Raw genomic sequence first — 21,359 nt, forward strand, 5'->3', positions numbered from 1 at the left:
GTTATTTAATATTAAACCTTAAGAATCCACGTCCAGGAATACTTTGCCTTGCTTTTTTAGAAACTACCGGTCCTTCGGCTGTTTCCAAGTCATGCAACACATTCTCACATTCCTCTTTAATTTTATCATTATGAGGCAATTCCAATGCTCTTTTTATCCATTCTGTCATTTTTAAACGAACCTCTTTATTCCCACGTACCATACGTTCTCCCAGAGCTGCCCAATTACTTAATTCCCGGGCATCCGCTTTTTTCAAACATTGTTCTCCCCAAGCATACGCTTCTTCATATTTGCGAGCCCGAAGTAAAGTTATAAATTCGATCTCTTGCTGCATTTTCTTATAATTCGGCAATTTACGATCTTTCAACAAATCAAAATACGTTTGTTTTTTCTCTTCATTGATAACTTCCTTTTTCCCATCGGTATCGTATAACGCCAATGTTTTACTTATACTGGCATACAAATTACGCATCGTCTGGTTCACTACATATTCCCCGTGAATCTTGCATAACTTTTTATACTCTTTCCCGACAGCAATAACCAAAGGTGTATTAATATCCTGCGCGCAACCATCAAATGCCGCCCACAAATATTTATCATTCAATATACCTGTTCCTTGCTCCTCGTAAAGTTGATTCAACACGCTTTCTACAGCATCAGCTTGATAACACGAAAGTAATTCCTTTACATACTCCTTCACGAAAGTTTCATCCCGTTCCCCTTTCACAAAACGAGCCTCTTTACCATTATTTCCGATGGCAACTGCTTTTTCCGCCAAAGCAATGAAAGGCTTAGTTTCCTTATAACCAGACCCTCTTAAAGCAACGAAACCATCATTTGAAATAAACAAATAAGTAGGCAAAGCAACTACCTTAAACTTTTCTTTGAAAGCTTTCCCCTCCTCACCTTTTCTTGTATTACATTTCAAATTAATGAAATGGCGATTGAAAAAATCTCCTACCTCTTTCAACGGGAATATCTTTTTTACCATAGCAGCACATGGTCCACACCAATCCGAATAACAATCCACGAAGATCATTTTTCCCTCTTTCTTTGCCTGTTGCAAAGCCTCTTCCCAAGTACCTTCAAAAAAACGAATACCTTCATTTTCCTGAGCATACGCACCGCACGTGCAATAGGTAAATAATAACAATATATAGATGATCTTATACATATTCCTTCGATTTATATCGAGCTTGTAATTTCTATTTCAAATACCCTCTGATAGGGATCGTGACGCGAGAACCGCCTTTCTGGTACGCGGGAGTTGCAGAAGTCGTCAAATCCTTCAGCACGCTTTGGGCCTCTTCTTGCAGGCTCGCGTCCACGCCGGCCGCGATGGCACGTTTCATCCATTCCGCCATTTGGGTCCGCACGACTTGATTCTGGCGCACCATGCGCTCACCCAAAGTTGCCCAGTTACCTAACACGCGGGCATCGGCGTTTGCCAAGAACTTCTCTCCCAAGGCGTATGCCGCCTCGTACTTACCGCTCCGGAGCAGGTAGATGAACTCAATCTCCTGTTGCAGCGCCTCGCGATTCGGCACTTTCCGTTCTTCCATCACCTGGAAATACGCCTGCTTTTTCTCCTCGCTGAACACCTCCTTGCGGCCTTTCCGGTCGTACAAATCGATGACTTTGGAAATGCTCGCGTACAGGTTGCGTACTTTTTGATCCACGGCAAATGCCCCGTGTATCTTGCACAATTTCTTGTAATCTTTCAGGAAAACCAAGGAAAGCGGGGAGTCGATATTTTCCGCGCAACAGTCGAAAGCCGTCCAGTAATCCTTATCGCGCAGGATTTTGTGTCCCAGCTCCTTGTACAGTTGTCCTAACGTGGCTTCCGCCTGATCCGCCAGATGAAGGGTAAGCATCTCCTCGAAGTACTCTTTCAAGAAAGCCTCGTTTCTCTCGCCTTTGGCAAAACGTTCCTCGTGCCCGTTATGTCCTATTTTCAAGGCTTCTTTTCCCAAGGCGATGAAAGCATCCGCCTGCATCCCCCCCATACTGCGATGGGCGACGTAGCCTTCCGGTGTGACAAAAAGGAAAGTGGGATAGGCAACCACGTTATAGCGTTTTGCCAATTCTTTTCCCTCTTTTTCCATGTCTATTTTCATGCAGATGAAGTTCTTATTATAGAAATCACCTACCTCTTTTAGCGGGAACACGTTTTTCATCATGTAGGCGCAAGGACCGCACCAAACCGTGTAGCCGTCCACGAAAACCAGTTTATTCTCCTGCCTGGCTTTTTGCACCCCCTCTTCCCATGTCCCGTGGAAGAATTGGATACCCTCGTTTTCTTGAGCCACTGCGGGAAGCGACAGGCTGAAAAACAAGATGAAGTGAAGGAATAATTTGTACATGACGTTTAATTTTTAGCGTTTAATAACTCGTGAAATTTCTCAGCCGTGGCTTTGTCTGACGGACGGGACATATTGGCATCTATAATCTTCCCTTCCCGATCCAACAATACAAAACGGGGTACGGACATCGAGGCAGGCATAAAATTCTTCAACCACGCCCAATTCTCGCCCAAGTGCAACTGGATGCCGCCCAAGCCCATCTTCTCGATCGTCTGCTTCCACAACTCGATATCTTTATTCTTATCCACGGAAAGGCTCACGAACAAAATATCCTTTCCCTCGAAACGCTTTTCCAGATCCAACAGGCTGGGCATTTCTCCCTTGCAAGGACCGCACCAGGTCGCCCACATGTCTATATACACGAACTTGCCTTTCAAGTCCGCCAAGGTCACCGTTTCCCCTTTGTTGTCCTGGAAACTGAAATCCGGACAGGGCTGTCCCGGGGCGATCTTCTCCGCTTGCTTGCAAGCCTTGGCAAACAAAGCCAACCTTTCGGGATCTTGCACGTACTGGCGATACAAGTTATTATATCTTTCGATACCGTCCGCCCCGAAATGGAAAAGAGTGATATCCACCAGATAGGACAACACGGCGGGATCTTTCATGTTTTCAAAAATAGATTCCAATCTCCGGTCTGCCAGTTCCGTTCCCTCCAACAACCGCTTCGTATCATTTTTCATCCGCACCAACAACCGGATATACTGGTCCAAAAATTCGCGATAGGCAGGAATCACCATAAACGTGGAATCATCAATCACCCGTTCACGCACCGTTTGCAAATACAGTGCCGTATCCCTCGTGAACACGCGCAACAATTGCAATAATGAATTTGTCTGCAAACGTTTGTGCTCCAATTGCTTGAAATCCTTTGAAAAGGAGGTTCCCTCCAATTTTTGCCGATTAACCATCAAAATAGAATCGGATGTATTGACGTATGCCTGTATTCCTCCAGTAGCGACCTGAACCCCTCCCCGACTGTAAAAATTTATCTGGTTCAAGAACTCCGTTTCTTTCGCTAACGACCCGCTATACCTGATTTCCTTCTCCCCCGGTTTCATGCTATAAGAGAGTTTCAAATCCTTGCCGGGTTCCAAATAAACCAATTTCGACTCAAATTTCCGCGCATTCACGGTAGCGTAAACCGGAGATTGGATATCCAACTCGATACTTCCCTGACCGGTCACGGAATCTATCGCCACCGGCCGATCCGCCACACCGATTTTCACGCGAGGCGCCGTACCGTTATAATCCCGAATGTCAAAAGACAACGTGGCAGTTTGCTTTCCCTTGCACCCGTAGAGTGCAAGAGAGAAGCAAAAAATCCATAATATGTATTTCAATGGTTTCATTTTCATTATCCTATTTCTTTACCGCGTTTTTAGCAGCATTTTCAACCGTATTCCATTTCACTTTCATGATCACGCCCATCTCTTTGTAGTATTGACGGCTTCTCAAATCCGAGTGCGTGCGTCCCAACTCCTCGAACTTTTTGGTCATGAACGCCGCACGGTCCTGCAAATAGAAGCAAAGCTGGTCCACCCTTCCGGTCACGTTCAATTTCAAACAGGCCGTCAAGAACTCTTTCACGAAATTGTGTTGCAAACGGGCACGATACAAGTCTACAGGTTTTGACGCGCTGTAATTCAAGAATACCCCGTTATCAATCAACGCGAACAAGTCATCCAGCGTGTACGCCCGATCGCCCGCTTTTTCCTGAGCCTCCATCAGACGCATCAGACGGGTGTATTCCAACATATTCTTGGCTACAGGCATGATCAACAGGTTCATCCCCATGGCAACATTCGCCCCATGCACGCTCTCCACGTCCGGCGTATCCAACCAAGCCGGCATGCCCGAGAAAATATACTTGTTCACAAACTGCTCCATCTCTTTCTTTTGGCTCTTGGGCAGATAGTGCACACGCTCGTCGTTAAACCCGGCAAGCACCGGTTCGTACCAACTGTTTTCAAGATAATCCAACGCCACTTTCACGTATTCCCCGTAGCACGCTCTAAATACACCGACCAATTCCGTGTAACGCATCCAATCATCTTTCTTGTCCAATTGATCGGCAATCTCTTCAATACGGGAAGAAAGGCGTTTCAAGTTTTCAAGCCCTAACAGGGCCGTCTGCAATTTATTTTGTCCCAAGTCGTTCGGGTTCACCCGATAACCGAAACTCTTTGCCGGAGCGTAATACAATGCCGGATTATTCTTTGCCTTTGCCGCGATAGCCTTCAAAGCCGAGTGCTCGGCGGTAGCGTCCATCCCGGGAAACTGGCGGTATCCCCACTCGATAGCCCAACGGTCGTAATCCGAAGCCTTGGAGAAGAGTTCCCGCAAGGTCATCCCGTCACCGGGTTGCGCGGCGAAATTGAAAATACATCCATCCGTCACGGATGCTGAAATCCCATGCTCGCGCACCCAGGCAGCATCCCGCAACTGTTGTGTCGTGTAAGCCATGCTTCCGGCAAAATTGGGAAGCAATCCCAATACCTGTCCCAGCGTGTTGGACGTGCGATAACGGAAATATTCGGTAAACACCACGGGCAACGAATCGGTAAATACTTTCGGTTCGTATCCGCCCAATTGCATGGTGTAGTTATCCATATTGTCATTCCAATTCTGGCAAGATAAACCGACACACGCACTCAAGATCTCTCCGGTTCTCGCGTCGCTGACGATCGTCTGTTGCGGGGCACCCAATACATACGAGTAAACAATCTGGTGGTAAGCGATTCTCACCTCCGGCTCCCCGTCCTGTACCTGCAACACGTTCTTGAATCCGGCTGCCTCAAAGCAACGATTCCACTCCTCGACTCCCCGGAGCACTTGGCTACGCAAAGCCGGACTGAACGTCTTGTCGAAATAGACCCGAATCGGAAGCACCGGTTCCACCAGCTCTCCCCGTTTGTATTTCTCCATATCCTCGGGGGTCACTTGCAAATTCCAACGTTTCACGATCGTTTCTTTCTTCACGCCATTCGGATTTTTGTCGTAATCATTATAAGAGATCACGTCATACCCGATCCGGGGATCCGCATGACGCTCGGCAATCGTGCGGTCCGGCAACTGCTGCAAGCTCCATTCCACCCATGCCGCATTATGCGTATCCCTTCCGGGCATCCCGAATATCCCGGGCGTAAAGGTAGACTGGGCACGCAATGACATAAACTTCACCCCGTCATTGATCACCAACACCGTATCCAGGAAAGAACGGTCCGCGGCAGGTGTATTTATGACCGACTGGTTCGGGAATGAAAACAATTTCCCGGAAGCGTTCACGTCCGACGTGATGTCGATGATATATCCTTGTTTGTCTTTCCCGTAAGCAACGATAGGGTAAGAGAACAACACCGGCTTCAACGAAGCGGCAGCCACGGCTCCCGCCATGTCCCCGCTGGCACGGTCGGAACAAATCTGCTGTTTCACTTCCAGCTGGTCCCCTTTCGGACCCACGTTGAACACCAGCACGCTGGTGATGGAAGAAACCACGCCCGCGTTCTGCCCTTTCGTCAAGGCACCACTCACCAACAAATCTTTACCGATAGAAGCCGCCGGTATTTCCACGTAACATTTTTGGGCATCCCGGTACACGGGAAAAGTTCCCTCCAGCTTCTTTATATCTTTCTTGAAAAACGCCTCGTAGCTCTTCGGGGCCTTTTTCATCGCTCCCGGCTTTTTCTCTTGTGCCACAGAGAAAAACGGCATGCAAACCGCCAGAAGTACGATTATATAACTACATCTCTTCATGATTTTCATTTCTTAACTTTCACGATATTACTTACTCACTTTAGCGTAATTCTCACCACTTAAAACCTCTTCGATTTTACGGGCCACACCCAACAAGTGAGTTTTGGTCAACGGGTCGGTCACAGCAGCTGCCTTTCTCTTGGCACGAGCGGCAATTTTCTCCAACTGAGAAGCATACATCACTCCCATTTCCGGCACCACGTCCATCGGGCCGTCCTCCACGATCACCGAAGCCACGAATAAATACGCGTTTTGCACCATCCGCTCGTGAGCCGACAATTTCGTCTTGTTGTCCATGCAACTCCAAACCCCGTCGTACAAATCATCCATGAAATTCTGGATCGTGTAAGCTTTCTTGCCGTTATACTCCTCGTCTTTCAGCATATTTGTCATCTCGGTCATCACCTTCGGCATCAACTTGCTGGTCACCCGTCCGATATAGGCATCCATATTGCTGCTTACAAGTTGGGAAGTACGACAGTTGTACAACCAAGGCAACTCCTGGAAGAAATACTTCTTCAGGAACATCATCGCCTGATGCTGTTTCTCCTTCTCCACGGGAACAAACTTGGGCATCCCCTCCGAACGCAATGCCGCGTTCGTGTAGCGTCCCCCCACGTATTTCATCGCGTGCATCACGTAACGCATATACTGGCTCAACACGGCATTGTACAAACTCTTCATCAACGTGTAGTTCTCGTCGTCCACGCCGGCAGTCCAGGCCTCCAGGTTCTCCATGATCACCTTCAGGTTTTTCATTCCCAACTCGTTGGCAGCAAGCGCATCAGCACTCAAATCCTCCGATTGGAAACGCGGATCCCATTTGTCGGTTTCCGTACCGAAGAACACTCTCGGGTTGGCTTTCCGTTGCGCGGTCACCCACTCTCTCAAATATTTCGTCTCTTCCTCGATGCTTTTCGTATCACCGAAGTAACGGTACCCCCAGTCGATAGCGAAGTTGTCGTACTCCCCGATACGCGGGATCATGTAATCCAAATCCAGGTTATCTTCCGGTTGGGCGGCATAATTGAAACGAGCGTAATCCATGATGGACGGGCAATGTCCGTGTTTCTTCACGAACTCGCGGTCGCGGATTTCAGACAACGAGCATGTCCAGCTACTGGCAAAGTTGTGGCGCAATCCCAAGGTGTGTCCCACCTCGTGGGCTACGATGTATTTAATCAACTCCCCGGTCAATTTCTGGTCATACGGGAATTTACGGGCAATCGGGTTAATCACGGCTGTCTGGGCGAAATACCAGGATTGCACCAGACTCAACACGTTGTGGAACAATCCCACGTGTGAACAAATGATCTCGCCGGAACGGGGGTCTGCCACGTGAGGCCCGTAAGCATTCGGCATCGGCGAAGCCTTATAGGAAATCACGGAATAACGGGCATCCTCGATCGAGAATTCCGGGTCTTCTTCTGGGGTAGGCACCAATTTGGCCTGAATGGCATGCTTGAATCCCACCTGCTCGAAAGAGGGTTGCCAACTCTCGACAGCGGCTATCACGTAAGGTTGCAAGTATTCCGGGGTATTCCGGTCCACGTAGAACACGATCGGTTTCGCCGGTTCCACCAACTCGCCTCTCTTGAATTTTTCCATATCTTCCGGTTTCGGCTCCAAGCGCCAACGGCTCACGACATTCACTTTCTCCGGTTGCGTGGAATTATCCTTGTACTCGGTTCTGCCATACGCGAAGTATCCCACCCGGTCATCATAATAACGGGGACGCATCGGTTTTTCCGGCAACAAGTACCAGGAAGCGGCAACCTCCCAAGTCGTGGGATTCAATTTGGCCTTGGGATTGTTCTTGGGTGCTTTCCCTTGCGCGTAACTCCGCACGGAACGGAAGATCACGTTGTTCTTGAATGAACTGATGGTCGTGGGATAAGACTTATCAGCCTGGTAAGCTCCTAAATTCAACATCTCAGTCACCCCTTTCAACGAGAAATAGGCGTGATCCGATTTATACATATCCGTGATGTCCACCAGCACGGAGTGATCCGTCTTTGCCTTCACGTCGAAACCCGCCACCAGCGGCATCATGCTGGACGCCTCCACGGCTCCCCGCATATCCGACTTTTCGTCCGGCATGCCTGTCGTGAAAATCGGCTCTTCCAAGAATAATTTATTTTTCGGCCCCTTGTCGAAACGAATAACCTTATTAAATAGGGCATCCCCCCCGAATCCGAACATATCGTTGCTTCCTCTTGCCACTTGGGCGGAACCTTTCACCAAAGAAACGAACACCAATATATCTCTTCCCAGCAGTTCATCCGGCACCTCCATGAAATAACGGTCATCTTGCTCGTAAATATTAAACATCCCCATGTGCTTCACGGCAGAAGGCTTGATAAAGCTCTCCACCGCGGGAATCCCTTTGGGAGCTATCTTCGAACTATCAACGACAACAGCAGGTTGTTGGCCTTTCTTCTTGTCATTCTTTTTCTTCCGGTCGGCAGCTTCTGCATACTGTCCCACCACAAGGAAACAAAGCAATAATGTTAAAAATTTCATGCTAAAATTAACTCTTTTCATACACTGATTTATAATAAACATCTGTAATATCTTGGCGTGAAGAGGGAATGCCCAGTGGGTATCCGCTACCCACAGGCATCGCCTGCTTCACTATAATTTACTGATTACTTGAAGATAAAACCGTATTCTTGCAATTTTGCCTTTATGGCTTTATATTTTGCGATGACCACGGGGAAATCCACGTAACGGTCTTTACTTGGATTTACTTCTTCAGGAGTATAATTCGGCCACATACCACCTCTCTCGTCATATCCCCAAATTTTTATATTCGTTGCATAACGCTCCATAAACTCCTCTTCGGTAAAGGCCAAAACCGCTTGACAATATAACTGCAAATCCTGCTCTTTGGTAGGCACATACCACATTTCCGGGTGATAAGGATCGTGTGGTAGTGAGAGTTGTGAACTGCTAACCTTAGAAGCCGGACTAAAGGGACCGATCATGCCCAAAGATCCCAAATGCCGAACTTCTACATTTGATCCGCAAGCTTGAGAAACCATATATTTGTATCTACTATCTTGCGAATAGATTCTCTCACTAGACGGATTCACAGCGTATGACAGAGCGTAAAAATTCTCATCCAACCATTCCGCCTCATCCAATGCCAACTTGCTAGTAATGGCAGAAGATAAAAATGCCCCTTTCATCAGACTTTTGGCAGCATCATCCATTTCATGGAAATGATGTACTTGTGCCAACACCGTTGTGTTCAATCCTTTGTAAACGGTAGTATCTCCGGATGGAGTAATCAATGAATCCACCAGTAAGATACTGGGCAAATAAGTGCCCTCCGGAATTTCCGGAATGATCTCATCGCGCACGAATTCCAAAACTTCTCTCACGTTCTTTCTTTCCGAGGAAACCAAAGAATAGCATGCGGTATTCCGAGCCGGGGTTTGGCTACCCGGGGAATAGAACACCTGCAACACTTCGTGGTAGGTGTACTCCCCGATTCCTGGGGAATAACGCGTTTCCGAACCTATCGTGTCGTTGTAATAAATCGGGAATCCCGTATCCTTGTATATTTTGTAACGTAAATTATCAATGGGATCTTCGGAATCTTCCAAAACGAACCAATTTTTTTCCAATCCGGAAGGAGATAAATTTCCTTCGTCATCCCCACAATTCCATAAAAGCAAAGCCAACAGGCATAAAAGAAAACTGTATTTCATTGTACCTTAGTTATTTAATGGTTGTAATGTTCTTTCCGGGCGTACTTCATTGCTTAAGTTACCCTTGTTAAAATCGATGGCATCATCCGGAATCGGCAACACGTAAGCAGCCTTGTCTTGAGAATAAGGCTTCAACACGTACTCCCCTTCCGTGGTAATGGTTTTATTCGAGTAGAGAACACTCTTGTGATAAATTTCTTTCTCGAAAGGACGAACCCCGTTCACGGCATAACGGCGGAGGTCAAACCAGCGATGCCCCTCGAAACACAATTCCAACCGACGTTCATCCCGGATAGCGTCAATCAATTCGTTACCGCTCTTATCCATGGGTTTAAAGTCGGCGGCTTCAAAACGGAAAGCTCGTAACTCGTCAATCGTCGTGCGCGCTTCCTCGTCTCGGTGCAGGCAAGCCAAAGCCTCCGCCTTGTTCAGGTACACTTCCGGCAAACGGATGGCAAATTTGTCCGATACTTCGTTTGCCCAGTCCGCTGATTTCACGCAGCGGTAAGTACCTTTTGCCTGTGTTCGCTCAGTAAAAAAGGTTTTCAAACGGATGTCGTGTTCATCGTATGAATCAAGTAAATCCACCGAACTGGTATACCCGGAACAATATACCCCATACCCCATTCCCGATACACTTCCCTTAAGAGCATCAGTATGCAAGAAGTGCATCAGATAAAGACCATGCGTGAAGAGGGTTTCCGTCGATTTCAATTCTACCACTTTATCCCCCTCTTGAAGACCTCGCATATCTTCCAATTCATAACCGAGTGCCAAAACACTATCGGCAGCCGCAACGGCAGCCTCGTAATTTTCCATATATAAATGTATCCGACTCAACAGGGTAAAGGCAGCCGCTTGGTTCGTGCGGTATTTCGTGACTTGGCTGACACCCCGCAGGCACTCGGCGGCACGGGTCAGATCCTCCACCATTTGCCCGTACACTTTCTCTGCAGTCGCCCGGGAGAAATAGATATCCTCTATATCTTCCGAAGTTTTCAAAGGAATACAAGGATCCGTGGCGGCAGTTGCTTTGCAATAGGGTTGCCCGTAAATGTTTGCCATCCAGAAATAGAACTGAGCACGCAAGAAGCGGGCTTCTCCTTCCACCCGCAAGGCAGTTGCCTCCTCGTCCTTGTCAATGTCGATTTGGGTCAACTGGTAGATGATGGAGTTCATCGCAGCTATACGCGACCACATTTTAGTCCAGTTTTTATCCACAAACTCGTTGTTTTCTACATTGCGGAAAGGATCCGGTTGCCAACGGTAAATATTATAAGCATTCAAGCGAATATAATTGGAAGTTTCTGCGGGAATCCCATTCACGAATTCCTCCACGTCATCGTCCATCAGGTGAATGTAAGGGAAGTACCAGGGATCGGTATTGCTTAGATTCGTCCAAAAACCACTTGACTGGTCATCTTTAAAATACGAACTTGTAAGACCTCCTCTAAAATATCCCTCTCCAATCAACAATTCATCCAAGTTGGTCACATTCTCCACGTAAGCCTGGTTTTGGGAGTATTCCTTCAAAAAATCCCCGCAAGCTGCCGAGGTAAACAGCAACCCGCAAAGTAGAGCTATTTGATATATATGCTTCAGTTTCATAGATTATTTTTTAGAATGTCACGTTTACAGTAAAAGAATAATTGGGACGCACGGACATATTCACCGTGGGGGTGATACCGGACTGGGTAACGTCCTGTCCTTTCAACTTTTTGCTGGCAATGGTAAAGAGATTGGTTCCCGTGATGCTCAAGTAAGCCGCTTGGATGCCGATCTGCTTGCAGAATTTGTCATGCACGTTGTAACGGAAAGAAAGGGATTGCAATTTCAAATAATCGCCTTTTACCACCCGCAAACTGGAATTGTCATACATCTGGTAGACATCAGACGGGGCAAAAGTCGGCATCAAGCCGCTGGATGTATACTCGTGCGATGCCCACCACGGGGTAACGGTCTTGGTCCTCAGGGCAGGAATATTGGTTTTCGTTTCATCCCCGGGAGTTCTCCAGCGACGAACAAATTCGCGACGCATGTTCTTTTCCCCGTACGGCGGGAAATCACTCGTGTTCCCGAACAACTTCAACAAACGGATCTTGTTCCCGAAACTATACGTGAAGTTGAAAGAAAGACCGAACTGGCGATAGCCCAAATAACTGGAGATACCACCCTGCAACGTCGGCACGCGGGTACCGGACTCTTCCATGACGATTTCAAAAACATCCTCATCCTCCATTTGAGAGTATTTAGCGTATAATTCATCCGCGAGTTCCTCCTCCAAGTTGCCATAAATGGGACTTCCGTCCTTGGAACTTAACCCCTTGAAGCGGTAAGAGAAAAAGGTATTCAACGGTCTGTCAAGCAATTGCGCCGTACCGTTCAAGTAATCGGTATATTTAATCTCGTCGCGCAAAACATTGTTGCGGTTGTCAATGGCTTTTGAAATCAGGTTGTTCACCACCTGCCCGATCTGCGGGTCGATTCTCCACACGAAACCGCGCCTGCCGCTGGCATCCACCTTCTGGTTAATCGGCACGATATTCAAGGTCACCTCTACTCCTTGGTTGGTCAACTCTCCCTGGTTCACGGTATAGGATGTACGACCGTTGATGTCGGAGATCGATTTGGTCAGGAAGGCGTCTTTCGTGCGTTTGTAATAGTAGGACACCGAACCGCCGAGTTTGTTTTTCCACAACATGAAGTTGATTTCCGCGTTGTAGGAATGGGTCGTTTCCCATTTCAAGTTGGGATTGGGATAATAGGCTATTGAAGAAGAAAATTCATTGTACCAGCTATCCAACCCGCCTTGATTAATGATCATTTTAGAAGTCTGGTTGTCCAACATGTTTCCCTGGATACCGTAGGACAATTTCAACGCCAAGTCATTCACGAAGGCAGTGTTCGCAAACAGGTCTTTCTTCACGTCCCAACGACCGGAAACCGACCAGATGGGCAACAACTTCTCGTTGGAACGACTGCCGAATTGGTTGCTGGCATCCATACGGGTGTTGAAGTTCAAGGTATAGCGGTCGTTATAGGTGTAAGTCACGGCAAAATAAGCGGATGCCAAATTGGTCTTGGTATCGCCGATAACCGGTTTATTCAAGGCAAGCCATGTTGCATAACCGGTGTACTTGTTTAATAAGTCCTTGTAGGCAATCGTTCCGAAAGATTTCCCTCGATTGGGATAATAACCGCGGGTGATGTTCCGATAGGAGTGATATTCGGAAGAGGAAACCTCACCTCCCAAGGCAACGTTCACCAAATGCAAGTCATTGAACATCTGATTGTAATTCAATTGCAAACGCAACACGTAATTGTTCCGACGCGTGTCATTCAACGTCAACTCCCCTCCCTGCGGGCATTTGTTCCCCGAGTGCTTCACATCATCTCCCTCACCGAGAACATAAAGGTCATTCTGGCGTAACGCATGGATATAATAGGAACCCTCTTCAAACACGGTTTCATCATTCGTGGAACCGATCGTGTAGGAAGCGGTACCCTCCACGTTCAACACGGGCAAAATCCGGTACTTCAAGGTTCCCGTCAACGTGGCGGAATAGGTGTTGATTTTATGGTAGGTCTTGTCCATCTCGTTTTCCACGTTAAAAGGATAGGAATATGCTTTTATAGTCCCTTGCTGGTAGAAATAACGGCTGCCGTCCTCGTTATAGGCGGGAATGGCACGGCTCATCTTGTAAGCGTAATCCGTCAATCCCATGGTTCCCCCGTTCTCGAATTTGATGTTGGGCGTGTACCGACGTTTGTTGTTATTCAATTGGATTCCGAATTGGAAATCCACTTTCGAGAAATTCCCGTTCAACTTCAAGTTGGCGGTATAGTTGCGGTTGTACTCTTTCTTGATCACCCCTTTCTCGTCGGCATAACCGATGGAAGCGTAATACTTAATGGTTTCGGATCCCCCGGAAATACTCAAACTGTGCTTGTTGGAGAGGGAGTTTTGGCAAATGATGTCGAACCAGTCCGTGTTGATCGTCTCGTAACGATTGGTCAACCGGTTAAACTCGTCAAAACTGATACGGCCGTTCTTGTAGTCCACGTAGGCAGCCTCGTAACCAAGCCAGTTGCTGGACTCCTTGAATTCCATTCCGCGGGCAAACAACTCGCGGGATACGTCCACGCGTTCCTTGGAATTCATTAAATAGATTTCACGGTCGCTATAATACGGACGACGATTGACGGTTCCGGACAACGAATAAGTCACGTGCGGCTTCCCGGTCTTTCCTTTTTTCGTGGTGATCACAATGACACCGTTGGCAGCACGGGTACCGTAGATTGCCGTGGCGGCAGCATCTTTCAACACATCGATCTGCTCGATGTCGTCGGGGTTCAAACCGGAAATGGCGTTACCTAACAGGTTCACGAAGTCCAAGCTGTTCAACTCGGATGGGTCAACATTCACGGGGTCCGTCTGCACGATACCGTCTACCACCCACAAGGGCTCCTGGTTACCCAACACGGTGGAAGTACCGCGGATACGAATCTTGGGTGCCGCTCCCGCCTGACCTGAGTTTTGCATGAAAATCATGCCCGGAATATGTCCTTCCAACATCTTGTCCACGGAGGAAAGACCTGCCACGTTTACGTCTTCCATTTTCAGTGATGTGATTGCCGAAGTATTCCGACGACGGTCGATGTCCTGGTAACCGGTTGAAATCACAGTCACCTCGTTAAGCGTTTCCACTTCGTCCTCAAGGACGATTTCATATTCTTTATTATCGGATTTTTTCACGACAACTTCCTTGGTTTTCATACCGATAAAAGAGAGCACCAACGTATCGGTGGCATGAGGCACATTCAAAGAGAAAGCTCCATTGCCATTCGAGACCGTACCGACAGTTGTACCCTTAATGCGGATGGTGACTCCCGGAAGAGGTTCTTTTTGCGAATCAATCACCTTACCGATGACCACCCATTTATTATCGGGCGCCGGTGCCGTGTAAGGCAAACGCTTGATCACCACAACGTCATTTACATACTCGTGTGTCAACTTCAAAGGTGTCAACACCTTATCCAGTACGACCTTCAGGTCTTCATTCGTCACATTCACCGTGATCAATTCTTTCATTTGTAGCAAAGAAGAATTAACCAAGAACTGGTTCTCCGTCTGCTCTTTCATCGCGGCGATAAACTCTTCTAACGTCGCATTCTTCAAATCCACAGATACTTTACTCTGTGAAAAAACCAGAGCAGAAACACTCAGATTAAATACCACAATTAAAATACAAGTCAATTTCATAATCAACCATGTCTTTTTTTTACACATAATAAAGTCCCAGAACTTTAATAGTTCACTTTTTTCCATAACTTTGTAAAGTATTTAAATGATAATACATGAAGCACGGACTCCAGACCTAGGAAATTTGTTGTCCGTGTTTCTTTTTATTGATATAAGATCACCACATTCCCATCTATTTTATATTTTACCTCTTCCGAAGCGGCAAGAACTTCCAAGAAAGTTCGGATAGAATCATACCGTTTCAAATAACCCGTAAACTGTATTTCTTTTACTTTCGGATTCTGGTAGAAAACGGACACATCATACCATCTTGCCAAAGTATGCATCACTTCTTCAAGACGCTTTTCTTTAAATATATACCAACCGTCTTTCCATCCGACATACTCTTCCACTCTCACCTCCCGCATCGTCAATTCACCCGTCAATGATGCCACAGCCTGCTCACCCGGTGATAAAGTGACTCTCTCACCCTTCTTACCCGTGAACATCACTTTTCCGGAAACCAACGTGGTCAACACAGATTCCCTCTCGTAAGCTCTCACGCCAAACGAAGTCCCCAACACGTTTACCTTTCCCAAATCCGTTTCGACAACAAAAGGACGACCGTCTTTCGTTACGTCAAAATAAACTTCTCCTTTCACCGCAACTACCCGTTCTTTCTTCGAGAAACGTACCGGATATTTTATTCTACTCCCGGCATTTACCCACACCCGAGTACCATCGTCCAAGACCACGTAACACTCACCACCAAGAGGCACGATCAACTCATTGTACACGAGTTCGGATTCCCGGACAGAATCTTGTTTATACAAGAGTTGCCCATTCTCCATTCGAATAGTTGAACCTCCCTGTTCTTTAATTTCATTTCCTTGGAGAATATCTACTACCCGTCCGTCCGACAATTTCAACTGTACGCTTTCTTTCTTTGCCAATACTACCGGACTCTCCTGTTTCTCTTCTTGCATCATCATCCACACGCCAAGTCCCAATAATGGCAAAATGAAACAAGCCGCAACAGCCACTCGCCGTAGAACAAACCGTTTCTTATCTCTCCGCCGATTTCTCTCGAAAATCTCGTACGCTTTCTCGGGAGAATACTTCTCGTACCGGGCAAAATGCTTTTCCAGATAAGCATCATCCCCGACTTCCGAATAGACATCCCGTAAATGCTTATCCTTCAGCAATTGCTCGAACTTCTTCTGTTCCTCGCCTTGCAACACTTCAGAATACGCTTTACGCATTAATGCTACTATTTTACCTAAATCTCTCTTCATATCCATGTTCATTACATCTCTAAAATGCACGACATTTCATTTAGGGTGACAGAAAAAGAAATTATTTTTCAAAAAAACTTTTCCTTAATGGAAAAACACGGCAAACCAGAATAAATAAGCAGAATCCTTCATTTTTTCCCGCAAGTACTTGAAGCCTCTACTCTTTTGTGTTTTTACCGTATTAATGGAAATACCCAATTCCTCGGCAATCTTGTTATCCGAACATCCTTTCATTCTCAATAACAGAATTTTACGCCTTTCTTCTGGAAGATCATCTATCAGAAAATACAATTGACGCACCAATTCCTCCCTCACCGTATCGGCAAACTCTTCATCCGAATATTCATTTTCCTCTCGTAACACCTGCTGCACGTAACGTTCCTGAAACTTCTCCCGGCGCAAATGCATCATGGCTTGATTATAAGTCGACCGATATAAATAATAGGTCAGATCATCAATTGTAGGAAATTTCCGATCACTCTTCCAAATATTCATCAACACCTCCTGCACCAAATCTTCCGCCACAACCGTATTCTGAATAATCCGATCCGCATAGGAACACAATGCGGCATAATAATACGTGAAAACACTTTTCCATGCTTTCTCGTCCTTATCATTTACCCCACGTAAAATTTGTGTCACATCTATACCCATAACAAAGAATACTCCATTGTTACAAAGGTATATAATAAAAAGAATATTTTTATCTCCCCGAGAGAAAATTAATAATCCATAACATCGTCCCCCTATAAAACAATAAAAGGGGCTTTCGCCCCTTTATCTGATATACTCTTTGATTCTTTGTAATAACTGCGGATTTGCCGTCATGATCGCTATCCCCCGGTCATACCGGAAATGCTCTATCGTTCCTCCGGCTTCCTGTACAATCAAAACTCCCGCACATACATCCCAAAGTTTTAACCCTAATTCCCAATAACCATCCAGGAATCCGGCAGCCACACAACAAAGGTCATAAGCCGCAGACCCCATACGTCGTATACCCCGCAAATGCGACAATATGCGACTCAGATTATCTATATTATTAATAGGATTTATCCCTTTATCGTATGGAAATCCGGTTGCTAACACGCTTTGATCCAAATCTGTCTTAGCCGCTACACGAATCGGCTTACCATTCAGGAAAGCACCTTTCCCGCGAATAGCCGTGTACAACTCGTCCATATAGGGAGCGTACACGACACCCAACACCGTTTCGCCCCGGTATTGCAAACCGATAGAAACCGTGTACACGGGTAATCCTTGGCTATAATTATTCGTCCCATCCAAAGGATCGATCACCCAAAGGTAATCACTATGCAAATCATGCTCTCCACTCTCCTCTCCTAACACGCTATGATCGGGAAAATGTTTCCCGATACGCTCAAGCAACATGGATTCACTTAATTTATCCACCTTTGTCACCACGTCGTGCACGGTCGATTTGGTTTCAATATCCAAATGCCCGCCTCTGAAATAAGATCGTTGTACCTCTCCCACTTCTTTCGCCCAAACAATGGCTAATTCCAAGGTGCTTTCTAGACAAATATTCATAGATTACTTACTATTTGTCATTTGCTTTTTTGGACTTAATTTCTATTTCATATGCAAGTGTGGCATAAGGAGGAAAAACATATTGATAATAATAGTTCAAAATTCCTTTCCCATATCCTCGCCCGGAAGGAATAAGAATACAAGCCTTCTCCCCCACTTTCATTTTAAGCAAAGCATCTTTCATCCCTTGTATCAAACCAGACACTTTCCAAGTAGCCTCTTCATCTTCAAAAAGTTTACGATTGGTAAGATTTTCTTTATCCATTATTTCATCCAGAATATAACCACTACCATACACTGTAACACTATCCGAAACTAAAATTTCATCACCACTCGGCTTCTCTATTAATTTTACAATTTGAGTAATAGTATCATTCTCCTCTATCGCGGGAATTTGAATTAACTTCTTCTTATCAAAACCTTTTTTCTCCAAGTATTTGTCAATCAATTCATATTCATAATCTAACAAACTCCCTTCAATAACCTTCTCCACCTTATATTCTCGATACAAATAAGTAGTACTGAAATTAAGTACACTTGGCAAAATAATTGATCCAGAGGTTCCTTCTGAAAAATATTTAAAAAAAATAGAGAATATATCCTTGTCATCTATAATTTCCTCATAAACGGGACCTCCCATAGGGTATTTAGGTAATTCTATTTTTTCTCCTCCAATAACCGACGATCTTGTATCATCTAAAATACTTCCACCTAAATTCCTATCCGTGTAATTCACCAATATAAATTGCCCGTCTTTCGGTTTTTTCTTATTAGCATCCTCACTGTAATTAAATACATAAGCTACAGGATTAATCTTAACTCCATTAATTGATGTGCCAAGAATAATAGAATCTTTTGGACTTTTATCCTTCATAAAATCCTTTATAGCCGCTTGCTCTTTATCGTAAAGCTCCTTCCAAGTCGGACCGTTATCATCGTCCGAGCATCCTGCAAAACTGCCTGCTAACAGGCAAAGACACATTAATAAATAATTCTTTTTCATTTTCCGTTTTATTTAGCTGTTATAAAAATTACTCTTCTTCATTATTTGGAGCCACAATCTTCATTATTTTCACCCAATACCCAAACGTACAATAAGGAGGTTCATTATAATACGTGCCTCCTCCTTTTATACTCTGCACATTACCCTTTGCCCCATATCCCATTCCGTAAGGAATAACAATATGGGCGGAATCACCTTCCTGCAATTGTTGCAACCCCTTAACAAATCCGGCAGGAAAGTCCCGTTGCCACCGCTCGTTAAACAGTATCTTGGTTGTATCAAGGGCATTCATAAACTTCAATCGTATTCCTCCCCCCATATCATCCAATATCATCAAATGCTTACTCATAAGCACAGAATCTCCCACCTGCAATTTCCGCGTTCCTTCACCTTTCGTCATCAGAAGCGTATACGTAATGGTATCAGACTCTGCCTCACCGGGATAATCTTTAAAAGTTTCTGCCGCGGGGAACGTATTCAAATAACCTTGAATCATCTCTTTCTCGTGCTCCGCCACATCTTCAAATATCGTGCGGGAAACCAACTTGTAATGCAATGGTTTTCCATCCACAGCACCCAAAACCGATGGAATAATCACTTCACCGCCACTTTCTCCAACTCCGATATGCCGGAATGCTTCCGCCAGAAAATTATACCTCGCCGTATCCACCCGAAACAAGACAGGTCCGCCATAAGCATATCCCGGCATATACGTTGAATCCCATTTCCCCAGATCAGAAGAATCCAATATCTTACCACTCAAATCGGACATATCATAATCCATCATCACCCATCCGGAATCTTTAGCCACCTCTCCGTTAGTATTGTGATTGAAAATAAAAATGGAATCTATCAACAATCCTTTACGGCTGTAATAGGGGATAGCGACAACCTCCCCCGTCGCATATTGATTCAGGTAATCATGTATCGCCTGTTTCTCGTACGCGAGCACGTCAATTAAATCATCCTCCTTTTCCCCGGAACAACTACTCAACGCAAAGGCTAAAAAACAACCTAAAATGACCAGATATTTATTCATCTTTCAGTTTCTAACTTTAGTTTCTATTTCCCCGACAGGGGTACTTCTTCCCACACACCGCGATGCAGACGCATGGTACTCTTTATTCCGGCTTCCCGCAACCAACGGAATGCCAAATCCCGGTTATCGTTCACCAACTGGGGTAAATGAGCATCCGAATTTACCATCACGGGAATATTCAATTCTTTCAACCATTTAAAATACTTCACGTTCGGAAACATCAATCCTTTCTTCGTGTATGCTTTCGTGTTCACTTCCATCATCATGCCTTTCTCGGCAATCAGTTGGAAGTACTCCCGCAACAATCCGTTATACCACTCCTGCTCGATAAGAGAGGAATCCACCAACGAACCATTCATCGAAATCTTGTCCGGGTGAGCCACGAAATCAAAACCGCCCAACTCCACCATCCGGGCGGAAGAACGAAAATAATCCCGCACCAGATGTTTCAGATCATCCCGGTACACCTTTCGGAAGTTCTCCCGGAAATCATCAAAATTACCATCCATATCCATCATCTCACCCGTCTCCCCGTTCGTCACCAGATGCACGGAACCGATACGGTAATCCAACGGCATTTGCTGGAAATAATCACTAGACGGTCCCCAATCATCATTCAGATAATCGATCTCCAACCCCACGTACAACTCGATTTGCCCGGCATACAACTTTTTCAACCGTTCGATCTCCTGCAAATATGCCTCCAGATTCGCCTTGCTCAACGACCAGCGAGTTTCAAACGGAAGCGGCGAATGCGAAGATATTCCATAACTATGGAAACCGGCACTGATAGCCGCCTTCACGAATTCCTCCGCCGGAGCTTTACCGTCACAAAAAGTGCAATGACTATGATACGTACACAAATCCATCCGTTACTTCTTCACCCAAGCATTAACAATTTCAGCCACGTACATCTTGTGGAAATCTTTCTGCCCGTATTGGGCATCCACAATCTTCGTATCCGCGAAAGCCTCTTCCTTCAAGAAATCGGCATACAACTTCCGGCATTCCAGCACGAGAGAAGCCTCCTCGAACGCGGGATTCCCCGCCTCCGTGAAATAAGGCGTCAACCCGCTCTCTTTCACCTTATCCGTATCCCTTCCGGAAACAGAACCACACACGCTCAATGCCTTGCGATAGGACTCGCCAAAGAACGATAACGTGAATGAATCCCCTTTCTCCGTGAACTCGAACGTGTACCGTTGCGGACGTACAAACACCATCACCACCGGCTTGTTCCAAAGAAAGCCCATACTTCCCCAACTTGCCGTCATCATATTGAACTTCTCCCAGTCACCCGCCGCCACCAACATCCACTCGTCACCGATCAACCGGATCACGTTCTCGTCTATCTCTCTCGGATTAATCTTCCTCATATCCATAAATCACTTAATCAT

Annotated in this window: 15 protein-coding genes; all 15 read right to left on the reverse strand. The window is 45.9% G+C overall.

The annotated features are described in order from the left end of the window. Position 1 precedes the first annotated feature (1 nt). Positions 2–1,174 carry a thioredoxin family protein gene (locus tag A3CY_RS21745; protein ID WP_018335842.1) on the reverse strand — a complete coding sequence of 391 codons (1,173 nt, stop codon included), beginning with the start codon at positions 1,172–1,174 and terminating at the stop codon, positions 2–4. Positions 1,175–1,205: 31 nt separating this feature from the next. Beyond that, positions 1,206–2,363, reverse strand: a complete 1,158-nt coding sequence (locus tag A3CY_RS21750; RefSeq protein ID WP_018335843.1) for a thioredoxin family protein — start codon at positions 2,361–2,363, stop codon at positions 1,206–1,208. Between the two features lie 5 nt (positions 2,364–2,368). Further along, the gene (locus tag A3CY_RS21755) at positions 2,369–3,718 is read right to left on the reverse strand and encodes a TlpA family protein disulfide reductase (protein WP_018335844.1); all 1,350 of its coding nucleotides are present in this window, start codon (positions 3,716–3,718) and stop codon (positions 2,369–2,371) included. 4 nt (positions 3,719–3,722) lie between these two features. Next, positions 3,723–6,116, reverse strand: coding sequence for a DUF5117 and DUF5118 domain-containing protein (locus A3CY_RS0100140; RefSeq protein ID WP_040371201.1), 2,394 nt, complete (start codon positions 6,114–6,116; stop codon positions 3,723–3,725). 27 nt (positions 6,117–6,143) lie between these two features. Next, entirely contained in the window at positions 6,144–8,660 is a 2,517-nt protein-coding gene (locus tag A3CY_RS19890; RefSeq protein ID WP_169503540.1) for a zinc-dependent metalloprotease, read from the reverse strand. 104 nt (positions 8,661–8,764) lie between these two features. Continuing rightward, entirely contained in the window at positions 8,765–9,832 is a 1,068-nt protein-coding gene (locus A3CY_RS0100150; RefSeq protein WP_026207136.1) for a hypothetical protein, read from the reverse strand. Between the two features lie 6 nt (positions 9,833–9,838). Next, on the reverse strand, positions 9,839–11,440 hold the full coding sequence (locus A3CY_RS0100155; protein ID WP_018335848.1) for a RagB/SusD family nutrient uptake outer membrane protein: 1,602 nt from the start codon (positions 11,438–11,440) through the stop codon (positions 9,839–9,841). Between the two features lie 10 nt (positions 11,441–11,450). Further along, positions 11,451–15,161, reverse strand: coding sequence for a SusC/RagA family TonB-linked outer membrane protein (locus A3CY_RS0100160; RefSeq protein WP_240388104.1), 3,711 nt, complete (start codon positions 15,159–15,161; stop codon positions 11,451–11,453). A gap of 77 nt (positions 15,162–15,238) precedes the next feature. Next, positions 15,239–16,369: a FecR family protein gene (locus A3CY_RS0100165; protein WP_169503542.1), complete on the reverse strand. Its 1,131-nt coding sequence runs from the start codon at positions 16,367–16,369 to the stop codon at positions 15,239–15,241. An 84-nt stretch (positions 16,370–16,453) separates the two neighbouring features. Beyond that, the gene (locus tag A3CY_RS0100170) at positions 16,454–17,011 is read right to left on the reverse strand and encodes an RNA polymerase sigma factor (RefSeq protein WP_231932434.1); all 558 of its coding nucleotides are present in this window, start codon (positions 17,009–17,011) and stop codon (positions 16,454–16,456) included. A gap of 135 nt (positions 17,012–17,146) precedes the next feature. Beyond that, positions 17,147–17,920 carry an inositol monophosphatase family protein gene (locus A3CY_RS0100175; RefSeq protein ID WP_018335852.1) on the reverse strand — a complete coding sequence of 258 codons (774 nt, stop codon included), beginning with the start codon at positions 17,918–17,920 and terminating at the stop codon, positions 17,147–17,149. 10 nt (positions 17,921–17,930) lie between these two features. Continuing rightward, entirely contained in the window at positions 17,931–18,923 is a 993-nt protein-coding gene (locus tag A3CY_RS0100180) for an FKBP-type peptidyl-prolyl cis-trans isomerase (RefSeq protein ID WP_018335853.1), read from the reverse strand. A 28-nt stretch (positions 18,924–18,951) separates the two neighbouring features. Next, entirely contained in the window at positions 18,952–19,962 is a 1,011-nt protein-coding gene (locus tag A3CY_RS0100185) for an FKBP-type peptidyl-prolyl cis-trans isomerase (protein WP_018335854.1), read from the reverse strand. A 23-nt stretch (positions 19,963–19,985) separates the two neighbouring features. After that, positions 19,986–20,831 carry a histidinol-phosphatase gene (locus tag A3CY_RS0100190; RefSeq protein WP_018335855.1) on the reverse strand — a complete coding sequence of 282 codons (846 nt, stop codon included), beginning with the start codon at positions 20,829–20,831 and terminating at the stop codon, positions 19,986–19,988. A gap of 3 nt (positions 20,832–20,834) precedes the next feature. Further along, positions 20,835–21,338 carry a flavin reductase family protein gene (locus A3CY_RS0100195; protein WP_026207139.1) on the reverse strand — a complete coding sequence of 168 codons (504 nt, stop codon included), beginning with the start codon at positions 21,336–21,338 and terminating at the stop codon, positions 20,835–20,837. Positions 21,339–21,359 lie beyond the last annotated feature (21 nt).

This window comes from Butyricimonas synergistica DSM 23225 (assembly GCF_000379665.1).
GTDB classification, from domain to species: Bacteria; Bacteroidota; Bacteroidia; order Bacteroidales; family Marinifilaceae; genus Butyricimonas; species Butyricimonas synergistica.

Excerpts from the sequence above, each read along its gene's own strand:
- A3CY_RS21745 (WP_018335842.1), bottom strand. The coding sequence starts at position 1,174 with ATGTATAAGATCATCTATATATTGTTATTATTTACCTATTGCACGTGC.
- A3CY_RS21750 (WP_018335843.1), bottom strand. The coding sequence starts at position 2,363 with ATGTACAAATTATTCCTTCACTTCATCTTGTTTTTCAGCCTGTCGCTT.
- A3CY_RS21755 (WP_018335844.1), bottom strand. The coding sequence starts at position 3,718 with ATGAAAATGAAACCATTGAAATACATATTATGGATTTTTTGCTTCTCT.
- A3CY_RS0100140 (WP_040371201.1), bottom strand. The coding sequence starts at position 6,116 with ATGAAGAGATGTAGTTATATAATCGTACTTCTGGCGGTTTGCATGCCG.
- A3CY_RS19890 (WP_169503540.1), bottom strand. The coding sequence starts at position 8,660 with ATGAAAAGAGTTAATTTTAGCATGAAATTTTTAACATTATTGCTTTGT.
- A3CY_RS0100150 (WP_026207136.1), bottom strand. The coding sequence starts at position 9,832 with ATGAAATACAGTTTTCTTTTATGCCTGTTGGCTTTGCTTTTATGGAAT.
- A3CY_RS0100155 (WP_018335848.1), bottom strand. The coding sequence starts at position 11,440 with ATGAAACTGAAGCATATATATCAAATAGCTCTACTTTGCGGGTTGCTG.
- A3CY_RS0100160 (WP_240388104.1), bottom strand. The coding sequence starts at position 15,161 with ATGGAAAAAAGTGAACTATTAAAGTTCTGGGACTTTATTATGTGTAAA.
- A3CY_RS0100165 (WP_169503542.1), bottom strand. The coding sequence starts at position 16,369 with ATGAAGAGAGATTTAGGTAAAATAGTAGCATTAATGCGTAAAGCGTAT.
- A3CY_RS0100175 (WP_018335852.1), bottom strand. The coding sequence starts at position 17,920 with ATGAATATTTGTCTAGAAAGCACCTTGGAATTAGCCATTGTTTGGGCG.
- A3CY_RS0100180 (WP_018335853.1), bottom strand. The coding sequence starts at position 18,923 with ATGAAAAAGAATTATTTATTAATGTGTCTTTGCCTGTTAGCAGGCAGT.
- A3CY_RS0100185 (WP_018335854.1), bottom strand. The coding sequence starts at position 19,962 with ATGAATAAATATCTGGTCATTTTAGGTTGTTTTTTAGCCTTTGCGTTG.
- A3CY_RS0100190 (WP_018335855.1), bottom strand. The coding sequence starts at position 20,831 with ATGGATTTGTGTACGTATCATAGTCATTGCACTTTTTGTGACGGTAAA.
- A3CY_RS0100195 (WP_026207139.1), bottom strand. The coding sequence starts at position 21,338 with ATGAGGAAGATTAATCCGAGAGAGATAGACGAGAACGTGATCCGGTTG.